The organism is Streptomyces sp. NPDC001970 (genome assembly GCF_053594115.1).
Window position 1 is genome coordinate 271840 of sequence record NZ_JBSFDW010000002.1, and the last position, 21034, is coordinate 292873.

The window sequence follows — 21034 nt, forward strand, 5'->3', positions numbered from 1 at the left end:
GTCGGCAAGGGAGCGCTGGTGATTGGCACTGTAGTGCCAGGAGCAGCTCGTCCAGACGGCATCGCAGTGCGCCGGCAGGGATTCGGCCAGAAGGAAGTCCTCCTCGACGACCTCGACCCGGTCTCATCCCGAAGAAAACGCGAGCGCGCGTTCGGGTCTGCCTGAAGACCGAAGTGCTGCATGGCGCTTGGTGGCAGCTTCCTTCAGGGCGCCCCAAGGCGCGATTCCCTCCCGAACGGGCCGACCGGAGGCCGGCGTGTGGTCAGGCGACTTCCGCAGCGTGGTGGCCGGCCTTCTTAGAAGGGCGTCGGGATACCTCCCGTCTACCGCCGAGCTTGGATCAGCGCGTGAGTACCGCTGGTGCGCCAAGTCTGGCCGGACCGTTCGAGAGCGCTCGACTTCTGCTGCTCCAGCCCGACGACGACATCGGACTTCAGGGTGCGGAGCGCTGCGACGGGCCCCGGGAAATACGCGGAGACGTCCGCGAACGACGTCGTCGCCTCCCACAGCCGGTCACCGACAAGGCGGCGGTAGTTGAGGTCGCCCTTCAGGATGGTCACCGCGGCAGCCGCGAACTCCTTCCGCAGTTCCTCGGGCATCTCCTCGTACGGCAGCGGAGCGCAGAAGAACGGGTGGGTGCGCACCTCCAGGTGACCTGTCCGCATGGCCTCCCAGAGGCGCCCGCCGATCCTGCCCGCTTCACCGGGCGCCTGGGCGAGGCGACGGAGGCAGTCGACGACATCCGCCGTCGTCGCGTCGGATACGTAGTACGGGTAGGGCTTGACGTGGAGTACGACCCGCTCGGCGTGACGGTGTCCGAGGAGGTGGTCGATGAGGATCAGGTCGGGGATCAGCTCCCGTCCGGCGTTGTCCGCCACTACGGCGACGGTCGCCGGCGCCCCTGCGGGCAGGAGCGACCACAGCTCGGCGCTGTCGTCGGCGACCAGGTTGGGGTCGGTGTCGCCGGGCGCTGGTTCATCCGCCGAGGCACGGAAGCCGAGGTCTGCGCGGTTGCCCCAGAGCGAGGCGTACAGCAAGGCCGTGGCCCGCTCGTCGGCGGGCGCATCGGCGAGCTCGTCCAGGGCCCGGAGTTCCTCGTCCACCGCCGCACCGCGCAGTTCGGCCTGTTTGAAGGGCATGAAGGGGTCGACGCCCTGCCATGGCCCCTCACCGAAGTAGTCGACGGCGGCGAGGAGCTTGCGGTAGAAGTAGCTCTCGGCCCAGAGGAACGGGACGTCGAACCACGATCGTCCGAAGTGTTTCCGCCCCCAGGCCGACCAGAGCTCGAGGTCCGGGTCCGATGCCTCGAGCGGTTCGACGACACCGTCGGTGATCTCGTCCAGGAGAGCGTCGAGGGCCCGGTGCTGCCGGGGACCGTACGGGAAAGCGTCGCGTACCTGCCGGATCAGCGCGGGATGGCGCCTCTCCAGGACGCCCCTGGCGAACGAGCCGGGCTTGTTGCTCAAGATCACCGGCGCTCCGGATCCGGCGGCCCTTCCGGGGCTCGGGTCGTCGTCCTGGTCGTCGTGGGCGCCAGAGATCTTCTCTGTCATGGTGTCCGAGCCCTTCGCGTATCGCTCGTGTGTCCTTGACATCCGGGGCCAGGGCACCGGCCGGACTGCCCACGAGCAGTGCTTCCACCCTGACCCCGGCGATCTGCTTCTGCTCGCCGAGCGAGCAGAGCCGTACCGTATCGCCGCCACCGCCGGTACCAGCTCCGCCCAGCTCCGCCACCACGACCGCGGAACCCGATGATCTTGCGGGTTGGGACGGTCCCCGGGAATGCCTGCGTCGCTCCGAGGGCGGTCAGCTCGGCCTGGATGCCGGCCACGTCCAGTCATCGCACGCAGCGGCCGGCGCCGGCGTTCCTGCCGTGCGGCCTGAGCGGACGAGCCCGCCATGTCCGCTGCCCCTGATGCCGGGAACGCGGGTGCGTCACCGGCCTGCTCGGCGGTCAGGACGACGGCGGCGGGTCGGGGCGGTCACCGATTGGCATACAGAGCCTCCAGTTCCCCCGAGAGCGCGGCGCGTACGTGGCGGGTGGCCTCGTCCACCAGCACTTCGGGTTCGTCATTGAGCAGCGCTGCCATCGTCTTCTCGGCCACGTCGGCCGCAAGGATCTTCGGGGAGTCGATATCCGCCGCCAAATCGGTGTCGACATAGCCGGCATGCACGCCGACCACCAGCGTGCCCTGCTCCCGCAGCGCCAGTCGGAAGGCGTTCGTCAGCGACCACTGTGCGGACTTGGAGGCCGCGTAGCTCGGAAGCCGCCTGTTGGCCACCCACGATGCCACGGACAGCATGTTCACCAGCGCACCGCCGCCATTGGCGGCCAAGACGGGCGCGAACGCACGCGAGACAGCCCAGGTGCCGAAGTAGTTGACCTCCATCTCGCGCCTGGCGCCGTCGAATGATCCCTCGAGGAGGGACGGGCCACCGGCGACCCCGGCGTTGTTGATGACGATGCTGACATCGCCGGCGGCACGTGCGGCTGCGGCGACCTGCTCCTCGTCGGTGACATCCAGTCGCAGCGGAACAAGCCCGGTGTCCCGGAGGGTCTCCGGCTCCCGGACCCCGCCGTAAACCTTGGCGGCGCCGTGAGCGAGCAGTGCCTGGGCGAAGGCCAGCCCGATGCCACGGTTGGCACCCGTGACAAGGGCTACCGAACCTGTGATGTCCATGATCACCCTCCTTGCGCGCGGATGTGGAAACCTCCCTTCTTCCGACGCTAGGCCCCGGACAGCGGCTCATCCACCTGTCACTCGACTGCACCTGCGTCCCTACCTCTTCCGCACTCGACGGCCAAGCTGCGCGTACCGGACATGCCCGTGGCCCACCTGCGAGGACGTACAGAAGGGCATGTCCAGGACGGCGGAGACCGGGGCGGGGGTGTCGACGTGCAGAAGGGGGCATCCCCGGTGAGCGGGCAGGCTCCGGCTCAGGCCTTCAGGCGCTGCGGGGCTTGCGGCCTGACGTCTTCTTGGCCGCGGTCTTCTTCGCGGCCGTCTTCTTCTTCGCGGCCGCCTTCTTCTTCGGCATCTCGTGCACCGTCGCGTCGCCGCGCCGCTCCTTCGCCTCCGCCACCGATGCGTTCAGGGCGGCCATCAGGTCCACGACCTGCCCGGCCGGCTCCTCCCGCTCCGGTGTCTCCGGGGGTGCCTTCCCCCCGACCTTGGCGGCGATCACCTGCTCCAGGGACGCGCGGTACTCGTCGTGCAGGTCCGGCATGCCCTCGGTGCTCATCGTGTCCATCAGCGCGAGCGCGCCCTCGACCTCGTCCTCGCGCAGCTCGGTCGCCGGAGGCGTCAGCTCCTCGGAGCTCCGGATCTCGTCCGGCCATCGCATCATGTGGATCAGGATCGCGTCGCCGACCGTCCGCAGCAGGCCGAGGCGCTCACGGCCGTGGAAGGCCATCTTGGCGACCGCGACCTTCGAGCTGCGCTCCAGCGCCTTCCGCAGCAGCGTGTACGGTTTCGCCGCCACAGGCCCGTCCGCAGCCAGGTAGTAGCCGTCACCGATCCGGATCGGGTCGATGCTCGCGGCGGGCACGAACCCCTCGATGTCGATCGCCTTCGCCGTCGGCAACGGGATCGCCTCCAGCTCCTCGTCGGTGATCGTGATCGTGTCCCCGCCCGGCAGCTCGTACCCCTTGGCGATCTCGGCCTGGGACAACTCCTTGCCGTCGAGCTCGCAGACCTTCTTGTAGCGGATCAGCCCTTGGTCCTCGAGGTGGATCTGCCGGAAGTGGACACTGCGGTCCTCGGTCGCGGGCAGCAGCTTGATCGGGATCGTGACCAGGCCGAAGCTGATCGCTCCGGACCACACAGGGCGGGGCATCGTGCACCTCCAGACCCCCTCGGACCACCAGGGTATGGCGGGCGGCGCGAGGTGGCATGCGGGGTGCGGGGACCAGAAACCCGAGGACGGTGAAGGCGGCTGCGGCTGCAAGACGTCCGGGGATCCACTGAACCTGTACCAGCGGCGTGACCGGCAGGGATGCGCTGCCGGCAACGTGCAGATCCTGCCCGGACCCTATTCGGTACAAGGGGTGTGGCGTTCACGTCGGGCAGCGTTGTGCGTTTCCCGTGTGATCGCCGTCTTCACGGCGTCGGCGCGCCCATCGGGACGGGCGGCACCGACGTGGGCAGCGGCGGTACCGACGGCGCGGGTGGTGCGGACGGCGCGGGCGCAGCCGCCGCGCCGGGTGCGCCCGGAATGTTCGCGCTGGGCAGTGGCAGCGGCGGTGTGGGCAGCGCTGGCAGCGACGCACCCCGGACCACGTCCGTCACCTCCGGGACGTCGGGCGACGGCAGGGATGGCAGCGGCGGCACGGAGACGACCGGCAGGAGCGGCGACGGCGGCGAGGTGGGGCTCGGGACGAGGGACGAGGTCACCGGGCTCGCGGCGGAGGCCGGGACCGGCGGGCGACGGGCCTCGTCGCCCGCCACCCGCACCTCCCCGGTGTCGGACGTGCCCGGCGAGGGGACGGGCGGAACGTCCCCGCCGTGGTCGTACGGCAGGACGAACCCCGCGACGACCAGCGTGGCCGCTGCCGTCGATGCCACGGCCACGGCCTGCGCGTTGCCCAGGGTTCGCGGCCGGCAGCGGTCGCACAGCCACACGGCGAGGCCCAGCGTCGCGGCCAGGGAATTGCGCAGCGTCCGCCGGGCCCGCGCCAGCAGCGACTCGACCGTGCGGTAGCTCAGCCCCATCTTCACGGCGACCTGCCCGACGTCGAGGTCCTCGGCCTTCAGCCAGAGCGCCTCGGCCTGCCGGGCGGGCAGTTCCCCGCTGCGTACGGCCAGCCACTTCGCCTCGGCCCGGTCGCACACCACGTCCTCGACGGGCGCCGGGCCCGGCGTGATCAGTGTCGGACTGTTGTGCACCTCGGCCTCGCGGTGGACCTGGCGGTAGCGGTCGACGCAGAGCCGCATGGTCACCGTCGTCAGCCAGGCGCCCAGCCGCTCGTCGTCGAGGTGCGGATTCTCCGCGGCACGCAGCATCGCCTCGTGCACGGCGTCCTCGGCGTCCTCGACGCTCATGGATCTGCGGCGGGCCACCTTCAGCAGCTGCTCCCGGTGGCTCCATGCGCGCTGCCACCGGTCCTGAGACGTTTCCGCCATGAGGGCCCCTTCGCGCTCACCGCCGGTCCCTGCCGCCCGGCGGGCGCGACATTACCGCCGGGTATCCGGGGTTGTGGAGAGGCCGGCGCCCATCGAATCCGTACCGTTGCCGACCAGCGGAGTCGTGCTCGGCAGCACCCCGTCGCCGGGAGTTGCGACCGGCAGCTCAACACCCTTTCCGGGGAGGGGACTTACGGGCGCCTGTGGTGGGTCCTCCTGGCCGCCCGCGGGGTCGGTCCCGGAGGACGCCGAGGGCGAGGGAGCCGGGGAGGACGGTGCTGCCGGCCCTTCCTCCCCCGGTCGACCGGACCGCGCCGAGGCAGCCGGGCGCGACTGCGGGCGCGCGGTGCCGCGCCGCTCCGGAACCACACCGTGCCCTTCGAGGTAGTACGCGAACCAGGCCCTGACCGTACGGAGATAGGCCGTCGAGTGGTTGTAGGCGAGGATCGCGCGGTCCAGGTCGTACGGGTCGAGGAGGTCCCGTCCGCCCGCGCACAGGTAGCGGCCCGCCGCGAGCGCCGCGTCGTGGACGTTCTGCGGGTCGGCCGCTGCGTCCCCGTTGCCGTCGGCGCCCCAGACGGCCCAGGTCGACGGGATGAACTGCATGGGGCCGACCGCGCGGTCGTACCGGACGTCCCCGTCGTACCTGCCGCCGTCCGTGTCCCTGATCGCCGCGAACCCGTTGCCGTCCAGCCGCGGCCCCAGGATCGGCGTGAGAGCCGTGCCGTCCGGGGCGACCCGCCCGCCGCGCGCATGCCCGGACTCGACCTGGCCGATCGCGGCCGGCAGCTGCCAGCGCAGGCCGCAGCCGGGGGCGGCCGTCGCGAGCGCGGACTCCGCCCCCCGGTACGCGGCGAGAACGGTGGCCGGCAGTGCGCCCACGGCAGTCGTGCCGGAGCCGCCCGGCGCACCGTCCGCGCCGCCCTCGCCCTCCGTGACCGGTGCCCGCAGCGGCGGCAGCTCGGTGCGGTACGCGCTGTCGCCTGCGACGCCTGACCGCCCGGCTCCGGCGGGCACCGTCTCCGTGCCGGGCGGGGATGCCTGTGCCCCCGGCGCCTGGGAGGCGGTCAGCGCCGCCATGGCCGCAGCCGCCACCGCCGTACCTCTGACGCCCCTGACACCTCTGACATCTCTGACACCTCCGGCACCTCCGGCAACTGTGCGCGTGCGCTGTGCCATTCCGCGATCCCCTCCCAGTCCTGACACCGCACCGGAGATGAGGCCCGGCGCGGCTTCCCTCACCGGCTCTACGGCGGCCGGGCGCCGGTCCGTCGCGCGGAAGCCGCGCAATTTCCGGACCGGCGGCGGAGGCCGGCGCGGCCGGGCTTAACGTGGGGGCATGGTGCGACTGAGAGTGGAGTTCACGACCGAACCGTTCGACCTGGATGAGGCCCCCGCCCACGCGCTGGTGGCGCGGGAGGTCATCCAGGCGGCGGACCTCGACGCCGTCGACGTCGGGCCGTTCGGAAACACGGCGGAAGGCAGCGCGGACGAGGTGCTCACCGCCGTCGACTCGCTGCTGCGCAAGGCTCTCGGAGCCGGCGCCACCCGGGTCTCGCTCCAGGTCAATGTGATCGGGGAGACGGGGGAGGGCGAGAAGTGACCGAGTCGGCAGACCACCCGCTGGTCATCGCGGTGAAGCCGCTGGTGGACGCCATGGGCGCGGAGCTGCTCCGGCCCGAGCAGGCGGGGCGCGACGACGTCGTCCTGGCCTGGGAGGGCGTCGAGGTCGTCGCCGTGCGGCTGCCCCAGCTCTCCGAGTCGCTGGACCACATCCTGGTCGCGCTGGAGCGCCGCCACGGCATGCCGCTCTCCGCGCTGGACCGCAAGACCAAGCAGTCGGTCGTCCGGCTCCTGGAGGCACGTGGTGCCTTTTCGGTGCGGCACGGGGTGGAGACGGTGGCAAGTGCGCTCGGTGTCAGCCGGTTCACTGTGTACAACTATCTCAACCGTGAGAATGCCGCGAAGAGTGAGTAGCTGATCGCCATGCGTAGACAGCCGCCGTCCGGATGTCGGGACGGCGGCTTTTGTGTCACCGGAGTTTCAACAAAGTGTTGACGCGGTGTTGGCTGAAGGCGTTAGCTGTCCCCAGCCCGTCCGACGCACAGTGCAGAACAGCCACGGAGGCTCCCGTGTCTTCGACTTCCGTACCGGGCCTCGCCCGGTTCAACACCTCGCCGGACAGTGCGGCCCAGGCCGCGCTGCACGAGGTGTGTGCCAGCTCGGCGTGGGGGAGCAAGCTGCTCGCCCAGCGCCCGTACGCCACCGTGGAAGCCCTCTTCGCCGCCAGTGACGCCGCCATGGCCGAGCTGACCGCCGAGGATCTGGCCGAAGCTATGGCGGGGCACCCGCCGATCGGTCGCCCGAAGCCCGGGGACCCGACCTCCTCCCGCGAACAGAGCGGAATGGCCGGCGCCGCCGAGGAGCTCAAGGCCGACATGCTCGAACTCAACCTGGCCTACCAGGACAAGTTCGGCCACGTCTTCCTGATCTGCGCCACCGGCCGGACCGGTGAGCAGATGAGGGACGCCGTCCGCGAGCGGATCGACAACTCGCCCGAGCAGGAGCGGGAGATCGTCCGCACCGAACTGGGAAAGATCAACCGCATCCGGCTGGGCCGCCTGGTGGAGGAAGAGAACTGATGAGCACCGGGACCACCGCGTCGGTTTCCACGCACATCCTGGACACCAGCGTCGGACGCCCCGCCGAGGGCGTCGCCGTCTCCCTGTCGGCCCGAGCCGGGTCCGGCGCGGAGTGGGTGGCGCTCGGCGGCTCCGCGACCGACGCGGACGGGCGCTGCAAGGACCTTCCGGCGCTGCCGGAGGGCACCACCCACGTACGGCTCGACTTCGAGACCGAGCCGTATTTCTTGAACGAGCACAGCTCGAAGAAGCAAGCCGAAGCCCAGCAGGACGCCCCCGCGAATCGGGACAGCGGTGCCGCCGGGGTGTTCTTCCCGGAGGTGGCGATCACCTTCGCCGTGGTACCGGGCGAGCACTACCACGTACCGCTGCTGCTCAACCCGTTCGGCTACTCCGTTTACCGAGGGAGCTAGCAGACACATGACAGCCCATTCCCGACCCGCCCGCCCTGTGATGCTGGGACAGAACCAGTACGGCAAGGCCGAGAACCGCGTCGTCAAGATCACGCGCGACGGTGCCACCCACCACATCAAGGACCTGAACGTCTCGGTCGCCCTCTCCGGCGACATGGACGACGTCCACTACTCCGGATCGAACGCGAACGTCCTGCCCACGGACACCACCAAGAACACGGTGTACGCGTTCGCCAAGGAGCACGGCATCGAGTCCGCCGAGCAGTTCGGCATCCACCTCGCCCGTCACTTCGTGACCTCGCAGGAGCCGATCCACCGGGCGCGCATCCGTATCGAGGAGTACGCCTGGGAGCGCATCGAGACCTCCGACGCCAACTCCAGGTTCATCGGCGCGGACGAGGTCAAGCACTCCTTCGTCCGCAAGGGCCAGGAGACCCGGGTCACCCAGATCACCTACGACGGTTCGACGTGGGAGGTCATCTCCGGCCTCAAGGACCTGGTCGTGATGAACTCGACGAACTCCGAGTTCTGGGGCTACGTCAAGGACAAGTACACGACGCTGCCGGAGGCGTACGACCGCATCCTGGCCACCCAGGTCTCCGGTCGCTGGCGGTTCAACTGGACCGACGACGAGCAGCGGATGCCCCACTGGGAGAAGTCCTACGAGCAGGTGAGGAAGCACATGCTCCAGGCCTTCGCCGAGACCTACTCCCTCTCCCTGCAGCAGACGCTGTACCAGATGGGTGCGCGCATCATCAATCACCGCTCGGAGATCGACGAGGTCCGCTTCTCCCTGCCGAACAAGCACCACTTCCTCGTCGACCTGGAGCCCTTCGGGCTCAAGAACGACAACGAGGTCTACTTCGCGGCCGATCGCCCGTACGGCCTGATCGAGGCCACGATCCTGCGCGACGGCGTCGAGCCGCGGATCCCCGTCGACCTGACCAACCTCTGACGCATGGCCGGCGGACGGCCCCCGCCCGACCGGAGGCGGGGCCGTACGCCGGTGGCGTGCTTTGCTTGACACGTGTACGCCGCATCTGTCCGCCGCGGCGTCCCCGTACCGGACCCACCGGACCCCCACCTGCTGTTTCCCTTTCGGCACCCACGGTCCCGCGGCCGTGGCACTCAACTCCCCCTAGGGTCCTGCCGTGCCCTGACCGCCACCGCAGACAAAGGACGCACCGCCATGGCAGCATCGGCAGCAGCCCCGCGCACAGTCATCGAGAACTGTGCGATCGCGACCGTGGACGCCAACGACACCGAATACGCCTCCGGGTACGTCGTCGTCGCCGGCAACCGGATCGAGTCGATCGGCGCGGGGAAGGCACCCGAGAACCTGGAGAACGTGGTCCGCCGTATCGACGGCACCGGCCACCTCGTCACCCCGGGCCTGGTGAACACGCACCACCACTTCTACCAGTGGATCACCCGGGGCCTCGCCACGGACCACAACCTCTTCAACTGGCTGGTCGCGCTCTACCCCACGTGGGCGCGCATCGACGAGCAGATGACGTACTCCGCGGCCCAGGGCTCGCTCGCGATGATGGCCCGTGGCGGCGTCACGACCGCGATGGACCACCACTACGTCTTCCCGAAGGGCTCCGGCGACCTCTCCGGCGCGATCATCCGTGCCGCGTCCGAGACGGGTGTCCGCTTCACCCTCGCCCGTGGCTCGATGGACCGCAGCGAGAAGGACGGCGGCCTGCCGCCGGACTTCGCCGTCGAGACCCTCGAAGGTGCCCTCGCCGCCACCGAGGAGACCATCGACAAGCACCACGACGCCTCCTTCGACTCGATGACGCAGATCGCGGTCGCCCCCTGCTCCCCCTTCTCCGTCTCGACCGAACTGCTCAGGCAGGGCGCCGAGCTGGCCCGCCGCAAGGGCGTGCGGATGCACACCCACGGCTCGGAGACCGTGGAGGAGGAGAAGTTCTGCCACGAGCTGTTCGGCATGGGCCCGACCGACTACTTCGAGTCGACCGGATGGCTCGGCGAGGACGTGTGGATGGCCCACTGCGTCCACATGAACGACTCCGACATCGAGGCCTTCGCCCGCACGAGGACCGGTGTCGCCCACTGTCCGTCCTCCAACGCCCGCCTCGCCGCCGGTATCGCCCGCGTGCCGGACATGCTCGCCGCCGGTGTGCCGGTCGGCCTGGGCGTCGACGGCACCGCCTCCAACGAGTCGGGCGAGCTGCACACCGAACTGCGCAACGCCCTGCTGATCAACCGCCTGAGCACCGTGCACCGCGAGCGCGCGCTCAACGCGCGCCAGGCCCTGCGGCTCGGTACGTACGGAGGCGCCCAGGTCCTCGGCCGCGCCTCCCAGATCGGCTCCCTGGAGCCCGGCAAGCTCGCCGACCTGGTGCTCTGGAAGCTGGACACGCTGGCCCACTCCTCGATCGCCGACCCGGTGACCGCCCTCGTCTTCGGCGCGGCGGCCCCGGTCACGCTCTCGCTCGTCAACGGCAAGCCGGTCGTCGAGGACAGCCGGCTGCTGCACGTCGACGAGGACGCCATCGCCCGCTCCACGCGGGACGAGGCCCAGCGCCTCGCGCGGATCGCCGCGCAGGCCTGACACCCCCGGTAGTCCGGCCGAGGGGGACGGCCCTCGGCCGGCGGCCGTGAACCCGAGCGGGGTCCACGGCAGCCGTCACCGGGGGGGCGTGCGCCAAAGGCACGCACCCCCCGGGGATGGTCCGCCGGGGCTGCCGGCGGTACCGGCGGTATCGGCGGCACCGGGAGGGGATCAGGGCATCAGCCGCCGGTCAGGTGACACGGGAAGACGGGGGAGAGCGCGTCCCGGGCGAGTGCGAGCTTCGCCGAGCTCTTGCCGACCACTCCGCGCAGCGCCAGGACGCGGCACAGGTCGACGCGGTTCGCGCCGGTGCTCGTGCCGGTGTAGCTCGCGACCGCGGAGTCCGGCACGAAGTGGTCCACGGCCGCGCAGTAGTGGGCGATCTGGGTGGCGGAGAGCTGGTCGTACAGGAGCACGCAGATGTCGAGCATGATCTGCGAGGCGCCGATCTGCCAGCTGTACCAGTTGCCGTACCGCGTCCGGTTCTCGTTGTAGACCTGGGCGTGGAGGTGGTCCAGGCCGGTGAGGACGTCGGCCGCGAGGGCGGCGTTCCCGGTGAGTCCGGTGCCCTGGCGTACGTACGCCCGGCCATGGTCCGCAGCCGGGCGTAACTGTCCACGATCTTCGCCGAGTAGCCGTACGACTCCTGGTCGGTGTCCGGTTCCGGGTCGGCGAAGACGAGATCGGGCCAGAGCGAGCCGCTCGCGGGGGCCATGGAGTCGCGCCGGCCCGCGGCGGCGGTGCCGAGCTGAGCGAGCTTCGTCCTGAACGGCTCGGCCGTGGGGCTGAATCCGGTGCCGAGGATCGGATCGCGCCAGGTGGCGCGGAGCGTGTCGTAGGCGTCGGCGTCCGTCGCGGCGTGTGCCGGAGCGGACAGGGCCGAGGAGGGGAGGGAGGCGGTGGGAAGGGCGAGGGCGCAGGCGGTGCAGCCGGTCACGCGCAGAAAGCCGCGACGGGTCCAGGCGGTCTTCATGGGGTCTCCGGAGCCGGGGGAGGGCGTTGCGAAGTGACCGGTTTCTCACACCGCTTCGGTCAAGTGCTCAAGTATTTGGGCAGAGTTGAGCGAATTGATCGTTTGATCACGCGTGGGGGGACGGTCGCGTGCGCCTCGTCCACGGCGGGATTCGGCCGCATTCGGCGGGGGACACAACCGGCCCCGGACGTATGGCGTCGTACAGGGCAGACAGGGACGCACGACCGCCACGCGGGACGAACCCCGCGTGGTACGGGGGACAGAACCGGGGGCACTTCATGCACCGTCACCATCGTGAGACCTACTACGTCGTCAACGAGGACCGGGAAGGGCACGACGGCACCGAGGACCGGGAAGGGCACGACGGCCGCGTCCTCGAGCCGCGGCCGGGGGGAGAGCACGGCGCCTCGCGCGCCCCCACCGCCGAGGAGCAGCGGCGCGCCTTCCGGTTCTCCCGGCTGAGCAAGCAGCGGGGCGCCCCGATCGGCGAGCAGCTGCGGGCCAAGCTGGCCGAGGCGATGACCACCGCCGCGGCAGGGCCGGACCCCGACTCCGACGCGGACGGCGCGCCGGGGATCCCGGCGGGATTCACCTATCTCGGCCAGTTCGTCGACCACGACCTGACCCTCGACAACACCCGGGCCGCGCTCGGCGAACCGGTCGAGGACGAGGACCTGCGCCAGGGCCGCTCACCCGCCCTCGACCTCGACTCCGTCTACGGCCTCGGCCCCGACCACCGCACGAGCACCCGCTTCTACGAGCCCGACGGGAGGCTGAAGGCAGGCACCTCACTCGGCGTGCCGTTCCCGCCCGACTTCCCGCCCGCCAACACGGACCTGAAGGGCTTCGACCTGCCGCGGGCCGGCGAGAGCGCCGGTGGGACCCGCGCCGACCAGCGTGCCGCGCTCATTCCCGACGCCCGCAACGACGAGAACCTGGCCGTCGGGCAGCTCCATCTCGCCTTCATCCGCTTGCACAACCAGGTCCACGCACACCTGGCCGCGAGCGGCGTGCCCGAGCCGCTGCTCTTCCGGGCCGCCCGCGAGACCGTCGTCAAGCACTACCAGTGGATGCTGCGCACCGATTTCCTGCCGCGGATCGTCGACCCGGAGATCGTGTCGCGCGTCTTCACCTACGGGCGGCGCCACTTCGACGCCCCGGGGACGTACCGCCCGGGCGCTCGGCCCACGATGCCGCTGGAGTTCTCCGTCGCCGCGTACCGGCTCGGCCACAGCATGATCCGCGCGGCCTACCAGTGGAACCGGGTCTTCCGCACGGATGGGCCCGGCGGCGCCGCGTCGCTGGCGCTGCTCTTCCGCTTCAGCGGTACGGCGGGAAACCTCACTGCGCCGAGCGGGAACCCCGACGACCTCAGCGACCTCGACGACCCGCAGTCCGGCGAGAACCTGCGCCTGCCGAGCAACTGGGTCGCCGACTTCCGCAGGCTCTTCGACTTCGCGGAGGCGGGCCGCGACGACCTCGCCGTACCGGCCGGCGAGTTCAACCTGGCCAAGCGCATCGACACACGGCTCGTCGACCCGCTCACCCTGCTGCCGACCGGCACCTTCGCGGGCCGGGGACAGCCGGCTCCGCCCGCCCTCCACCGCAACCTGGCGTTCCGCAACCTCGCCCGCGCCGAGATGGTGGAACTCGCCACCGGCCCCCAACTGGCCGCTGACATGGGCATCGAGCCCCTCACCGCCGACCAGATCCTGGAGGGGTCGGGGAGCGGCGCGGACCTGTCCGCACTGACCGACGCCGAGCGCGCCGAGCTCGTCGCCCACACCCCGCTCTGGTTCTACATCCTCCGTGAGTCGGAGACGAACCCGCGCCACCCCGGCCGTCTCACCGGCGTCGGCGGTCATCTCGTCGCCGAGGTCTTCCACCGGGCGATGGAGGGCAGTCGCACCTCGATCGTCCGCCATCCCGACTGGCGCCCGAGCCTGCCCGCGGCACGCCGCGGCGCCTTCACGATGGCCGATCTGCTGCTCTTCGCCTTCGACGGCGAGGCGGACCAGCTCAACCCGCTGGGGGACGGCCCGATTCCGGGGCCGGAGTCCGTGCCGGATGCGGCTCCGGCTTCGGCCACGGGGCCGGGGCCGGGTCCGGGTGCGGATCCGGACCCGGGTTCGGATCCCACAGCATGAGGTTGCTGAACAGCTCCGCCTGCTCGATCGCGTCGTCCAGCGCGTGATGAGTGTGCCGTCGCCGCGAGAGCAGCCTGCGCGGCATCGTTCCCTTGGCGACGGCACGCAGCGGGAGCCGGGACTTCGTCGCGTACAGGGTCTTCATGTCCAGACATCCCGAGTGGCCGAACGGACTCGCGCCGGTGAACCGGATCAGATACCAGTACAGGAACATCCAGTCGTACGAGGCCGGGTAACCGCACATCACCGGCTGGGCCCCCGTGCTCACCTCGCGCACCCAGTCGGCGAACGCGGCCATCGCGGCGGCCGGTTCGCTGCCGTCCCTGATCAGCCGGTCCCGGTCGAGCCCGCTCACCGCGAGCGCCTCGGGGACGAACTCCTCGCTGATCGGCCGCAGCTCGCGGTAGAAGGTGTGTGCCCCGTGGTCCTCGGCCGGCACGTACCCGTGCGCGTCCTGCCGCCCCGCCACCGCCGCACCGAGGCTGATCATCGAGTACGGGCCCGGGATCGGGCCGTCGGCCTCGACATCGACGGAGATGTAGAGGCTGGGCTTCACACGGCGTGACGGCGTGCGTGGTGAGGAGGGTGACGACGGATGAGGCATGGGGCGAGCCTCGCAGGCCGCCGGGCCGCGGGCCACCGGGTTTTCGACGCGTCGGGAGCGCAGCGACTGCTCGCCCGGCTGCCGGGCGGTTCACGGGACCGGGTCCGTGACGCCGCCGACCATGCCTTCGTCTCGGCGGTCGAGGTCAGCTTCCTGGTGCTGGGCGGGCTCGTCCTGCTTGCCGCGCTGCTCGCGTGCGCCGTCCTCCTCAGCCGGCCCCGGTCCGTTGCCCGGCCGGCCGGGGGACCGGAGGCGCCTCGCCCTTCCAGGCGAGGGGACTGCGCCAGCCGTAGCGGATGTCGAACCTCGCGCGTACGGCCACCAGAGCCCCGGTGACGGCGAAGACGATGATGCCCGAGTGAGCCGCCACCGTGAGCACCGAGTGACCGAGGATCTCGTACACATGCGACACCCCCGGATCTCTTCCTGGGACGGGGGCGCGGGATGCTCCGCCATGGGGGCGACCGTTGCAGCCCCGGGGGTGCGCCGACCGCGGGCACGGGGTGGTCGCCCCTTCGCCGGTCTCGTCAGCGGGTGTCGGCCTCCCCGGTCCAGTCGGGGCTCCGCCCGCTCAGCGCGATGACCCGGTCGAGCAGCGGCGCGTCGTCCGGGACCGGCACGGCCGGGCCGAACATGCCGCCACGTCCCGGGTCGTCCGCGGCCGGCTTGAGCAGGGCGTACGACACGGCGAGGCTCGCCTCGTCCGGGTCGTGGTCCTGGCTCGTGGCGCGGGCCAGGTCCCAGCCGTGGACGAGGAGTTCGTTGAGCGCGACCCGCCCCGCGATCGCGGCCGGGAACGTGACGCCGCCGGCCTGGGTGTCGCCGTCCCAGGCGCCGGGGGTGCGCCACGCCGCCACCAGCTCGTCCAGGACGCGGGGGAGTGTCCCGCGCCAGTCGTCCTCCAGCACCGGGGTGACCGTGCCCGGATCGGTGTCCGTCGTCGGGCCGAGGTCCTTGCGCGCGGCGTCACGGAAAGCGACGGACAGCCCGACGATGTGGGCGAGGAGCTCCCGTACGGCGTACTTCGGACAGGGGGTGGGATCCCCGAGGCGCGCGTCGTCGACGCCGCTCGCCAGCCGTGCCATGGCGGCGGCGACGGGTCCCAGGTCGGGGGTGTTCGTGTGGTTCGTCTCCATGACTGGCAGACCTTCCCGCCGACAAAAACTCATCGGTGTCCCAGCGGCGACCCGTCGCTGCCCCGTCTGTTCCGTCGGTGTCCCATCCGTGAGTCCGCTTCGGTGACGCAGAGGTTCCCGGTGATCACCCGATCGGGCCATCCGTACGCGCCAGGACGGCCGAGTCGCCCATGGCGCCCATACGCTCCCGAGGTGACCCGTACCGCCCCCACCGCTGCCCTGCACACCGGCCTCGACGACTTCCTCGCCCGGGCGGAGTCGGAGCGCGGAGCCGCCCCGCCCGCACGCCCCGCGGACGCCGTGCTCACGCTCCTCGCCCTGCACGGCGCGGACACCAGGGCGGGCGTACCCGAGCCGACGCCGCAGTTGCTGGTCCGCGTGCTGCACGAGGACCTGCCGGGGCTGCTGGCGGTGACGCCCGACGAGCTCGCCGCCATGCCCGGTCTGCTCACGGCACTCGCCGACCGGGTCAAGGCGGCACGCAGGCTGAACGCCAAGCGCCATGCCCGCCTGATCGCCGCCGTGGAGGAGGCGCTGCCGGAGTTCGAGCGGGCGATGACGGACCCGCGGAACCTGACCTGGCCGCGCTGGTACGCGTCACTGCTGCGGGCGGACGGCGTCGACGCGGACGACGCCGATGCCGTACGGACCTGGCTGGCGGCGCACTCCCGGACCCCACACGCCGACCGCCCGCAACTGCCGTCACCGCTGCACCGCTCCGCCGTCACGGCCCGCACCTTCGTGGCCCGGGCCGTCCTCACCGAGGCCCTGCTCGCCCAGGACCCCGCCGCCGGGCCGGACCGGCTGGAGCGCCTCGCGGCCGAGCTGACTGACCGCTGGACCGCCACCGGCCTCAGCGACGCCCTCGCCGGCCCGTACGCCGAGCTCGCACCGGGCCCGGAGGACCTTGCGCACCTCGCCCTCGCGGACCGCACGCGCGACGAGCACCTCGACTATTTCGCCGACTCCGGTATCCCGCTCCCTCCGCCGCCCGCGACGCCGGACCCGGACGCCATCAGGGCCCTGCTGCACGCGGCCCCGCTCCCCACGGCCCTCGCGGCGGGAACGGCGGGCGACGACCTGCGCGAAGTGGCCGAGCGGTGCGGATTCCCCGGCCCTGCCACGGCGGTCTGGACCCAGGGCACGCCGGAGGAGCTGACCGAGCTGGGCGCCGACATCCTGGCCGCGCTGGTCGAACGCATCCCCGTGGCCGCCGGGCCGGAGCAGGAGTACGCCGTCGACGCGGCGCACATCCTGTACACCCTCTACGAGCGCGGCTGCACCCCGGAGTCGGTGGCCCGCAAGGCGGCCGACATCGCGGGCTGGAAGGTCGCCCCGGGCCTGGAGGAGCTCCCGGTGCCCGTCCCGGACTCGGCCCCCGTCGCCTACGCGACGCCGGCGACGGCCGAACTCGCGAGCCTCCTGTCCCTCCCCGAGCTGACGGATGCGGACCGCGCCGAACTCGACGCCCACGCACACGCCCTGGCCGGCCTCGTCGACCAACTCGCCGAGACAGGCTGTGTCTTCCGCACCGGCGACGCGTACGGCCTCACCCCGCTCGGCAGCGCCGTCATGCGCCACATCCTGACCGCGGGCGAGGTCGCCGCCCCCGACCGGGAGGACGTCGCCGCCTGGGGCGCCGCCGAGACCGTCGCCGCCGTCCAGCACTGGCCCCCGGCCATCGCCGCAGCCACCCTGACCGACTGGACGACGGCCCGCGGCGGCACGGACGCGGCCTGGAGCGAGCTGCTGACGGCCGTGTCCGCCGCCAAGGCCGCCGACTTCCCGAACACGGCGACTCCGACGCTGTTCGCCCACCTCGACGCCGCCGCCGTCCCTGTCGGCGCGCTCCGGGCGGCCGTGACCGACCCCGTCACCGGCGCATATGCACACCGCCTCCTGGCCGCCCGCCACGAGCCGGCCGACGAGGCCCTCGTCCCCGTCACCGCTCGCGCGACCCTGCTCCTCGAGGACCTGGACCTCCTCTGGACGGAGGACATGCGCGCCTTCGTCGCCGCCGCGGCCGAGAACCGCGAGCCGGACCCGGTCCCCACGGCGGTCCTCGACGCCTTCGACGCGGCTGCCGCCGTATGGCCGGGCGGCGCCAAGGCGCTCGTCCGTGCGCTGGCCGACGCGGATCCGCCCACCTCGGCGCGTGTCCTGCACGACCTGCGCGACCGGCACCCGGAGCGGGCGGTGAGGGACGCGGCGGCGCACACCGTCAAGACCGCCGTGTCCGCCAGGCCCTCCGGGAAACGGCGCGCGTCGCGAAGCGAGTGAGACCCGAGCCGTCCGCTGGTCGCGGGGCGCCGGAAAATCGCAGGCCGGAACCCCACCCGCCGCCGTATCGTGCCGGACCGGGTTCGAACGGTCCGAACTGGAGAGGCGGCGATCGACCGGTATGTACGACGTCTGGCGACGAGCGGAGCTGAGCAAACGGCTTGATGTCTGGTCGAGCTACCTGGGCTCACGCGTTGATGAAGGTGCCACGGGACGCCGCGAGCTGGAGGGCGTTCTCGCCTCGGCGCGCACGGCCCACGCCGCAGGCGACCTGGACTTTGCGGAGGACCTCTCGCGCCAACTGATGAATGATGCACGTGAGTACGGTCTGCCCCACGCCCCTTCGGCGCCGCGCCCGGAGGAGGCCGATGCGCAGGTGCGCGACTACGTGAAGGACCTCCTCCCCGAGGCGCTCTCTCTGGCGGAACGCGACCGGCTCGACCACGTCCGCCTGTTCCTGCGTGGTGAGTTCAGGCGCCTGCGCGGTCGCTCCGACATCGATCCGCCGACGCGTCAGGACATCGACTACGTGTACGCCCGCGCGTGGATGGCTCTCGATCTGGGCCAGGTGGAGGCCGCGAAGCGTGAACTGGTCCGGATGCGGGACATAGCCGCGTCGTTTCCCGAGCGATCGCCCTGAGCCGGGCCGGCGTCCGTCGGGTTGTCCTCCGTGCCGTCACCGACTCGTCCGACGGGCAGCGCGGGATCTGGTCGGCCGGGCACGCCAGGCCCTTGCAGGGCGTGGCCGACTGTGCCATACAGGTCTGGACCATTGCTCCGTCGGACGGAGGCAGTCCTGTGCAACGCGCCCTGGGATCCGCCGTGTTGACCGCGCTGATGTGCACCGCCGCCGCCTTGCTCACTGCCTGCGGTGAGCAGCAGGCCGGGGACACCAGCGGCCCGTCCGTACCGAGCGGCGTCACCGCCCAGGCCGGCAGCGCCACTTCCGTGCATGTCATGTGGGAACGGTCGACGGACGACCGCGGCGTCACCGCGTACGAAGTCTTCCGCACCGGTACGAAGGTGAAGTCGGTGCCCGCCACCCAGCACATGATCGACGTGGACGGCCTGGCGCCGTCGTCCGCGTACACCTTCACCGTCCGGGCCCTCGACGCCGCGGGCAACGCCTCACCTCACAGCGCCACGGTCCCCGTGACGACCCTCGCCCCGGCCGCCGAGGACAGCCGCGCCCCGAGCAGACCCGGCGCCCCCGAGGGCCGGGCCGAGGGGGCCCGGTCGGTGACCCTGAACTGGGGCGCGGCGAGCGACGACACGGCCGTCACGTCGTACGACATCTACCAGGCCGACTCCCGCATCCACACCGTCCCCGGCACCACGACCACCGCCCGCATCACCGGTCTGCGCCCCGGCACCGTCTACACCTTCACGGTCCGGGCCCGCGACGCGGCGGACAACTCATCCCCCGACAGCCCCTCGCTCGACCTCACGACCGCCTCCGCCCCGGGCGCCGGCCCGAACACGGCCCCATCGGCCCTCGCCGCCGCCGCCCGCACCACCGGCACGGCCCACGCCATCGACCTGACCTGGACCCCACCGACGACGGGCGCCCCGGTCAAGGAACACCAGCTCTTCCTCAACGGCAAGCTCGCGACCACGATCGTCTGGGGCGCCCAACCTCCACCCGGCCAGGTCCGTTACAGCTTCACCGTCACCGACAAGCCGGGCACGCGCTACTCGGTCAAGCTCCGGGCGAAGCTCCCGGACGGGAACTGGGGGGACTTCTCGGCGCAGCGCACGGTGGTCATCGGCTAGGGACGCGGTTCCGACGGTGACGTTCGGCGGCGGCGTGCCACCAGCCGGGCGGGGAGGGACCGTCGACCTCGGCGGTCGGCTGGTCGGGGTGCAGGCCGAGCCGGCGCAGGGCGTCGCTGCGGACACGGACGTCGAACCACCCGTGCCAGTGCCCGTCGGGGCCGACGCCGCAGGCAAGCCCCCAACGGATCTCGTTCTCGTCGAAGGGCATCCAGTCGATGCCGCGGTCACGCAGTCAGGCGCGTGCGGCGGCCATCGGCCGGAGGCAGCCGGGCAGGTTCTCGTAGGCGGCGACGGTGACCCAGTCCGTGCTCGGAGGATTCATGGCTTTCATGATGCCGGGCGAGGGCTGCTCGCGGCATCCGACGTCGGGCCGAGTCGATGAGCCTCGGGCGGACCCGCGAACTCGTCAGGCTCCCGGACACGGACGGTGCGTGGCGGGTGCAGGTTTGCCGCGCGGGCCGGACGGAGGCTGAGCGACTCGCGGCGGAGACGGGCACGGCCAAGGGCGTCGAGCGCTATCGCGTCCGCTTGTGGCACAGAGCGTGACAACAGTGCGTGCCGCGGGACACGGGCCGTCCCGCGGTTGATGCGCCCGTCCCGCCCGTTCCGGAGAGCGGACTCCGGGTGGTGCTTCCGTGTCGGCGTGCTCGTCGGGCCGGGCGCGCCCGTCAGAACGCGCCCCTCAGAATGGGAACGTACGAGTGCCCGCGGCCGCGGCCCGGTGCTCCACCGTCACCACAGCAGCCGAGAGGTGCGTCGTCCCGTGAACCCGTCCACCCCGCCCACGGATGCCGCTCACCGTGTGCAGATCGAGTACTGCACCCAGTGCCGCTGGCTGCCGAGGGCCGCATGGCTGGCCCAGGAACTGCTCACCACGTTCGAGACGGAGCTGGAGGAGCTCGCACTGAAGCCCGGCACCGGCGGTGTCTTCGTCGTGCGCGTCGACGGCGAGGTCGTGTGGGACCGGCGGGAGCAGGGCTTCCCGGAGCCCACGGCCGTCAAGCGGCTGGTCCGGGACCGGGTCGCACCGGGGCGGACGCTGGGGCACACGGACAAGCCGGTGCAGTAGCCACCGGCCGATGCCGTCGCCCCCTGGTGTCGTGTGGTACGAGGGCGCGACGGCAGCGACACGCAGACGGCCGAGGTCAACCGGCCAGTTGCTCGTACGCCGACAGGGGCAGGAAGTCCGCGCACTCCGCGTCCAGTGAGACGTGCAGCAGCAGGTCGTGCGCCTCCTGCCATGTGTCGGCCGCGAAAGCCTTCTCACCGTGCTCCTCGCGGGTCGCGGCGAGTTTCTCGGTGCGACCTTGCGATCCACCTTGCAAGCTGGCGACAACGGGTCATGGCACGCCGCTGACA

21 protein-coding genes and 2 pseudogenes are annotated in these 21034 nt (G+C 71.7%); 12 read left to right on the top strand and 11 right to left on the bottom strand.

What is annotated here, in order from left to right; all coding sequences use genetic code 11:
• Window positions 1-323: 323 nt before the first annotated feature.
• On the bottom strand, window positions 324-1553 hold the full coding sequence (locus ACWCP0_RS03755) for a damage-control phosphatase ARMT1 family protein (protein ID WP_451077224.1): 1230 nt from the start codon (window positions 1551-1553) through the stop codon (window positions 324-326).
• Between ACWCP0_RS03755 and ACWCP0_RS03760 the strand changes: the two genes are divergently transcribed.
• On the top strand, window positions 1552-1755 hold the full coding sequence (locus ACWCP0_RS03760; RefSeq protein ID WP_451077225.1) for a hypothetical protein: 204 nt from the start codon (window positions 1552-1554) through the stop codon (window positions 1753-1755). The genes ACWCP0_RS03755 and ACWCP0_RS03760 overlap by 2 nt on opposite strands.
• Before the next feature lie 227 nt (window positions 1756-1982).
• Here the strand turns inward: ACWCP0_RS03760 and ACWCP0_RS03765 are convergent, their stop codons facing one another.
• From ACWCP0_RS03765 to ACWCP0_RS03780, 4 genes are all read right to left on the bottom strand, one after another.
• A complete protein-coding gene (locus tag ACWCP0_RS03765) occupies window positions 1983-2681 on the bottom strand; it encodes an SDR family oxidoreductase (protein WP_451077380.1) in 699 nt (232 codons plus the stop codon).
• Between the two features lie 265 nt (window positions 2682-2946).
• The gene (gene ku, locus ACWCP0_RS03770; RefSeq protein WP_451077226.1) at window positions 2947-3837 is read right to left on the bottom strand and encodes a non-homologous end joining protein Ku; all 891 of its coding nucleotides are present in this window, start codon (window positions 3835-3837) and stop codon (window positions 2947-2949) included.
• A 263-nt stretch (window positions 3838-4100) separates the two neighbouring features.
• Complete coding sequence (locus ACWCP0_RS03775) at window positions 4101-5123, bottom strand: RNA polymerase sigma factor (RefSeq protein WP_451077227.1); 1023 nt, start codon at window positions 5121-5123, stop codon at window positions 4101-4103.
• Window positions 5124-5174: 51 nt separating this feature from the next.
• Window positions 5175-6218, bottom strand: coding sequence for a lytic transglycosylase domain-containing protein (locus ACWCP0_RS03780; protein WP_451077228.1), 1044 nt, complete (start codon window positions 6216-6218; stop codon window positions 5175-5177).
• A gap of 247 nt (window positions 6219-6465) precedes the next feature.
• On the opposite strand from ACWCP0_RS03780, the gene ACWCP0_RS03785 reads away from it, so the two are divergent.
• From ACWCP0_RS03785 to ACWCP0_RS03810, 6 genes are all read left to right on the top strand, one after another.
• Window positions 6466-6726 (top strand): thiamine-binding protein, encoded by a 261-nt coding sequence (locus tag ACWCP0_RS03785; RefSeq protein WP_451077381.1) that lies wholly within the window; start codon window positions 6466-6468, stop codon window positions 6724-6726.
• Entirely contained in the window at window positions 6723-7100 is a 378-nt protein-coding gene (locus ACWCP0_RS03790; RefSeq protein WP_351222503.1) for a helix-turn-helix domain-containing protein, read from the top strand. The genes ACWCP0_RS03785 and ACWCP0_RS03790 overlap by 4 nt, the downstream gene beginning before the upstream one ends.
• Window positions 7101-7255: 155 nt before the next feature.
• The gene (gene uraD, locus ACWCP0_RS03795) at window positions 7256-7765 is read left to right on the top strand and encodes a 2-oxo-4-hydroxy-4-carboxy-5-ureidoimidazoline decarboxylase (protein ID WP_451077229.1); all 510 of its coding nucleotides are present in this window, start codon (window positions 7256-7258) and stop codon (window positions 7763-7765) included.
• Window positions 7765-8178, top strand: coding sequence for a hydroxyisourate hydrolase (gene uraH, locus ACWCP0_RS03800; protein ID WP_451077230.1), 414 nt, complete (start codon window positions 7765-7767; stop codon window positions 8176-8178). Before uraD ends, uraH begins: the two co-directional genes overlap by 1 nt.
• A gap of 7 nt (window positions 8179-8185) precedes the next feature.
• Window positions 8186-9133, top strand: a complete 948-nt coding sequence (pucL, locus tag ACWCP0_RS03805; protein WP_451077231.1) for a factor-independent urate hydroxylase — start codon at window positions 8186-8188, stop codon at window positions 9131-9133.
• Between the two features lie 234 nt (window positions 9134-9367).
• Window positions 9368-10759 carry an 8-oxoguanine deaminase gene (locus ACWCP0_RS03810; RefSeq protein WP_451077232.1) on the top strand — a complete coding sequence of 464 codons (1392 nt, stop codon included), beginning with the start codon at window positions 9368-9370 and terminating at the stop codon, window positions 10757-10759.
• Between the two features lie 200 nt (window positions 10760-10959).
• Here ACWCP0_RS03810 and ACWCP0_RS03815 read toward each other — a convergent pair.
• Window positions 10960-11732 (bottom strand): annotated as a pseudogene (locus ACWCP0_RS03815) (twin-arginine translocation signal domain-containing protein); the annotation flags it as partial.
• A gap of 278 nt (window positions 11733-12010) precedes the next feature.
• On the opposite strand from ACWCP0_RS03815, the gene ACWCP0_RS03820 reads away from it, so the two are divergent.
• Window positions 12011-13879, top strand: coding sequence for a peroxidase family protein (locus ACWCP0_RS03820; RefSeq protein WP_451077233.1), 1869 nt, complete (start codon window positions 12011-12013; stop codon window positions 13877-13879).
• A 10-nt stretch (window positions 13880-13889) separates the two neighbouring features.
• On the opposite strand, the pseudogene ACWCP0_RS03825 reads toward ACWCP0_RS03820, so the two are convergent.
• From ACWCP0_RS03825 to ACWCP0_RS03835, 3 genes and pseudogenes are all read right to left on the bottom strand, one after another.
• A pseudogene (locus tag ACWCP0_RS03825) lies at window positions 13890-14483 on the bottom strand (exonuclease); the annotation flags it as partial.
• Window positions 14484-14691: 208 nt separating this feature from the next.
• Window positions 14692-14895 (bottom strand): TRIC cation channel family protein, encoded by a 204-nt coding sequence (locus ACWCP0_RS03830; protein ID WP_451077234.1) that lies wholly within the window; start codon window positions 14893-14895, stop codon window positions 14692-14694.
• Window positions 14896-15010: 115 nt separating this feature from the next.
• Window positions 15011-15619 carry a TIGR03086 family metal-binding protein gene (locus ACWCP0_RS03835; protein ID WP_451077235.1) on the bottom strand — a complete coding sequence of 203 codons (609 nt, stop codon included), beginning with the start codon at window positions 15617-15619 and terminating at the stop codon, window positions 15011-15013.
• 192 nt (window positions 15620-15811) lie between these two features.
• On the opposite strand from ACWCP0_RS03835, the gene ACWCP0_RS03840 reads away from it, so the two are divergent.
• The 3 genes from ACWCP0_RS03840 (at window position 15812) to ACWCP0_RS03850 (ending at window position 19672) form a co-directional block, all read left to right on the top strand.
• Complete coding sequence (locus tag ACWCP0_RS03840) at window positions 15812-17899, top strand: hypothetical protein (RefSeq protein ID WP_451077236.1); 2088 nt, start codon at window positions 15812-15814, stop codon at window positions 17897-17899.
• A 121-nt stretch (window positions 17900-18020) separates the two neighbouring features.
• Window positions 18021-18539, top strand: coding sequence for a hypothetical protein (locus ACWCP0_RS03845; protein WP_451077237.1), 519 nt, complete (start codon window positions 18021-18023; stop codon window positions 18537-18539).
• A gap of 197 nt (window positions 18540-18736) precedes the next feature.
• Window positions 18737-19672, top strand: a complete 936-nt coding sequence (locus ACWCP0_RS03850) for a fibronectin type III domain-containing protein (protein ID WP_451077382.1) — start codon at window positions 18737-18739, stop codon at window positions 19670-19672.
• Here ACWCP0_RS03850 and ACWCP0_RS03855 read toward each other — a convergent pair.
• On the bottom strand, window positions 19662-19883 hold the full coding sequence (locus ACWCP0_RS03855) for a hypothetical protein (RefSeq protein WP_451077238.1): 222 nt from the start codon (window positions 19881-19883) through the stop codon (window positions 19662-19664). The two genes, ACWCP0_RS03850 and ACWCP0_RS03855, sit on opposite strands and share 11 nt — an antisense overlap.
• A 555-nt stretch (window positions 19884-20438) precedes the next feature.
• Here ACWCP0_RS03855 and ACWCP0_RS03860 point away from each other — a divergent pair.
• The gene (locus ACWCP0_RS03860; protein WP_451077239.1) at window positions 20439-20744 is read left to right on the top strand and encodes a SelT/SelW/SelH family protein; all 306 of its coding nucleotides are present in this window, start codon (window positions 20439-20441) and stop codon (window positions 20742-20744) included.
• A gap of 76 nt (window positions 20745-20820) precedes the next feature.
• Here the strand turns inward: ACWCP0_RS03860 and ACWCP0_RS03865 are convergent, their stop codons facing one another.
• Complete coding sequence (locus tag ACWCP0_RS03865; RefSeq protein ID WP_451077393.1) at window positions 20821-21000, bottom strand: hypothetical protein; 180 nt, start codon at window positions 20998-21000, stop codon at window positions 20821-20823.
• Window positions 21001-21034 lie beyond the last annotated feature (34 nt).

What these genes read in the sequence shown, in the direction of transcription:
- ACWCP0_RS03835 (WP_451077235.1), bottom strand. Translation starts at nt 15,619, where the DNA reads ATGGAGACGAACCACACGAACACCCCCGACCTGGGACCCGTCGCCGCC.
- ACWCP0_RS03775 (WP_451077227.1), bottom strand. Translation starts at nt 5,123, where the DNA reads ATGGCGGAAACGTCTCAGGACCGGTGGCAGCGCGCATGGAGCCACCGG.
- ACWCP0_RS03820 (WP_451077233.1), top strand. Translation starts at nt 12,011, where the DNA reads ATGCACCGTCACCATCGTGAGACCTACTACGTCGTCAACGAGGACCGG.
- ACWCP0_RS03765 (WP_451077380.1), bottom strand. Translation starts at nt 2,681, where the DNA reads ATGGACATCACAGGTTCGGTAGCCCTTGTCACGGGTGCCAACCGTGGC.
- uraH (WP_451077230.1), top strand. Translation starts at nt 7,765, where the DNA reads ATGAGCACCGGGACCACCGCGTCGGTTTCCACGCACATCCTGGACACC.
- ACWCP0_RS03855 (WP_451077238.1), bottom strand. Translation starts at nt 19,883, where the DNA reads ATGCCCTTCGACGAGAACGAGATCCGTTGGGGGCTTGCCTGCGGCGTC.
- ACWCP0_RS03810 (WP_451077232.1), top strand. Translation starts at nt 9,368, where the DNA reads ATGGCAGCATCGGCAGCAGCCCCGCGCACAGTCATCGAGAACTGTGCG.
- ku (WP_451077226.1), bottom strand. Translation starts at nt 3,837, where the DNA reads ATGCCCCGCCCTGTGTGGTCCGGAGCGATCAGCTTCGGCCTGGTCACG.
- ACWCP0_RS03845 (WP_451077237.1), top strand. Translation starts at nt 18,021, where the DNA reads ATGTACGACGTCTGGCGACGAGCGGAGCTGAGCAAACGGCTTGATGTC.
- pucL (WP_451077231.1), top strand. Translation starts at nt 8,186, where the DNA reads ATGACAGCCCATTCCCGACCCGCCCGCCCTGTGATGCTGGGACAGAAC.
- ACWCP0_RS03850 (WP_451077382.1), top strand. Translation starts at nt 18,737, where the DNA reads ATGTGCACCGCCGCCGCCTTGCTCACTGCCTGCGGTGAGCAGCAGGCC.
- ACWCP0_RS03755 (WP_451077224.1), bottom strand. Translation starts at nt 1,553, where the DNA reads ATGACAGAGAAGATCTCTGGCGCCCACGACGACCAGGACGACGACCCG.
- ACWCP0_RS03760 (WP_451077225.1), top strand. Translation starts at nt 1,552, where the DNA reads ATGGTGTCCGAGCCCTTCGCGTATCGCTCGTGTGTCCTTGACATCCGG.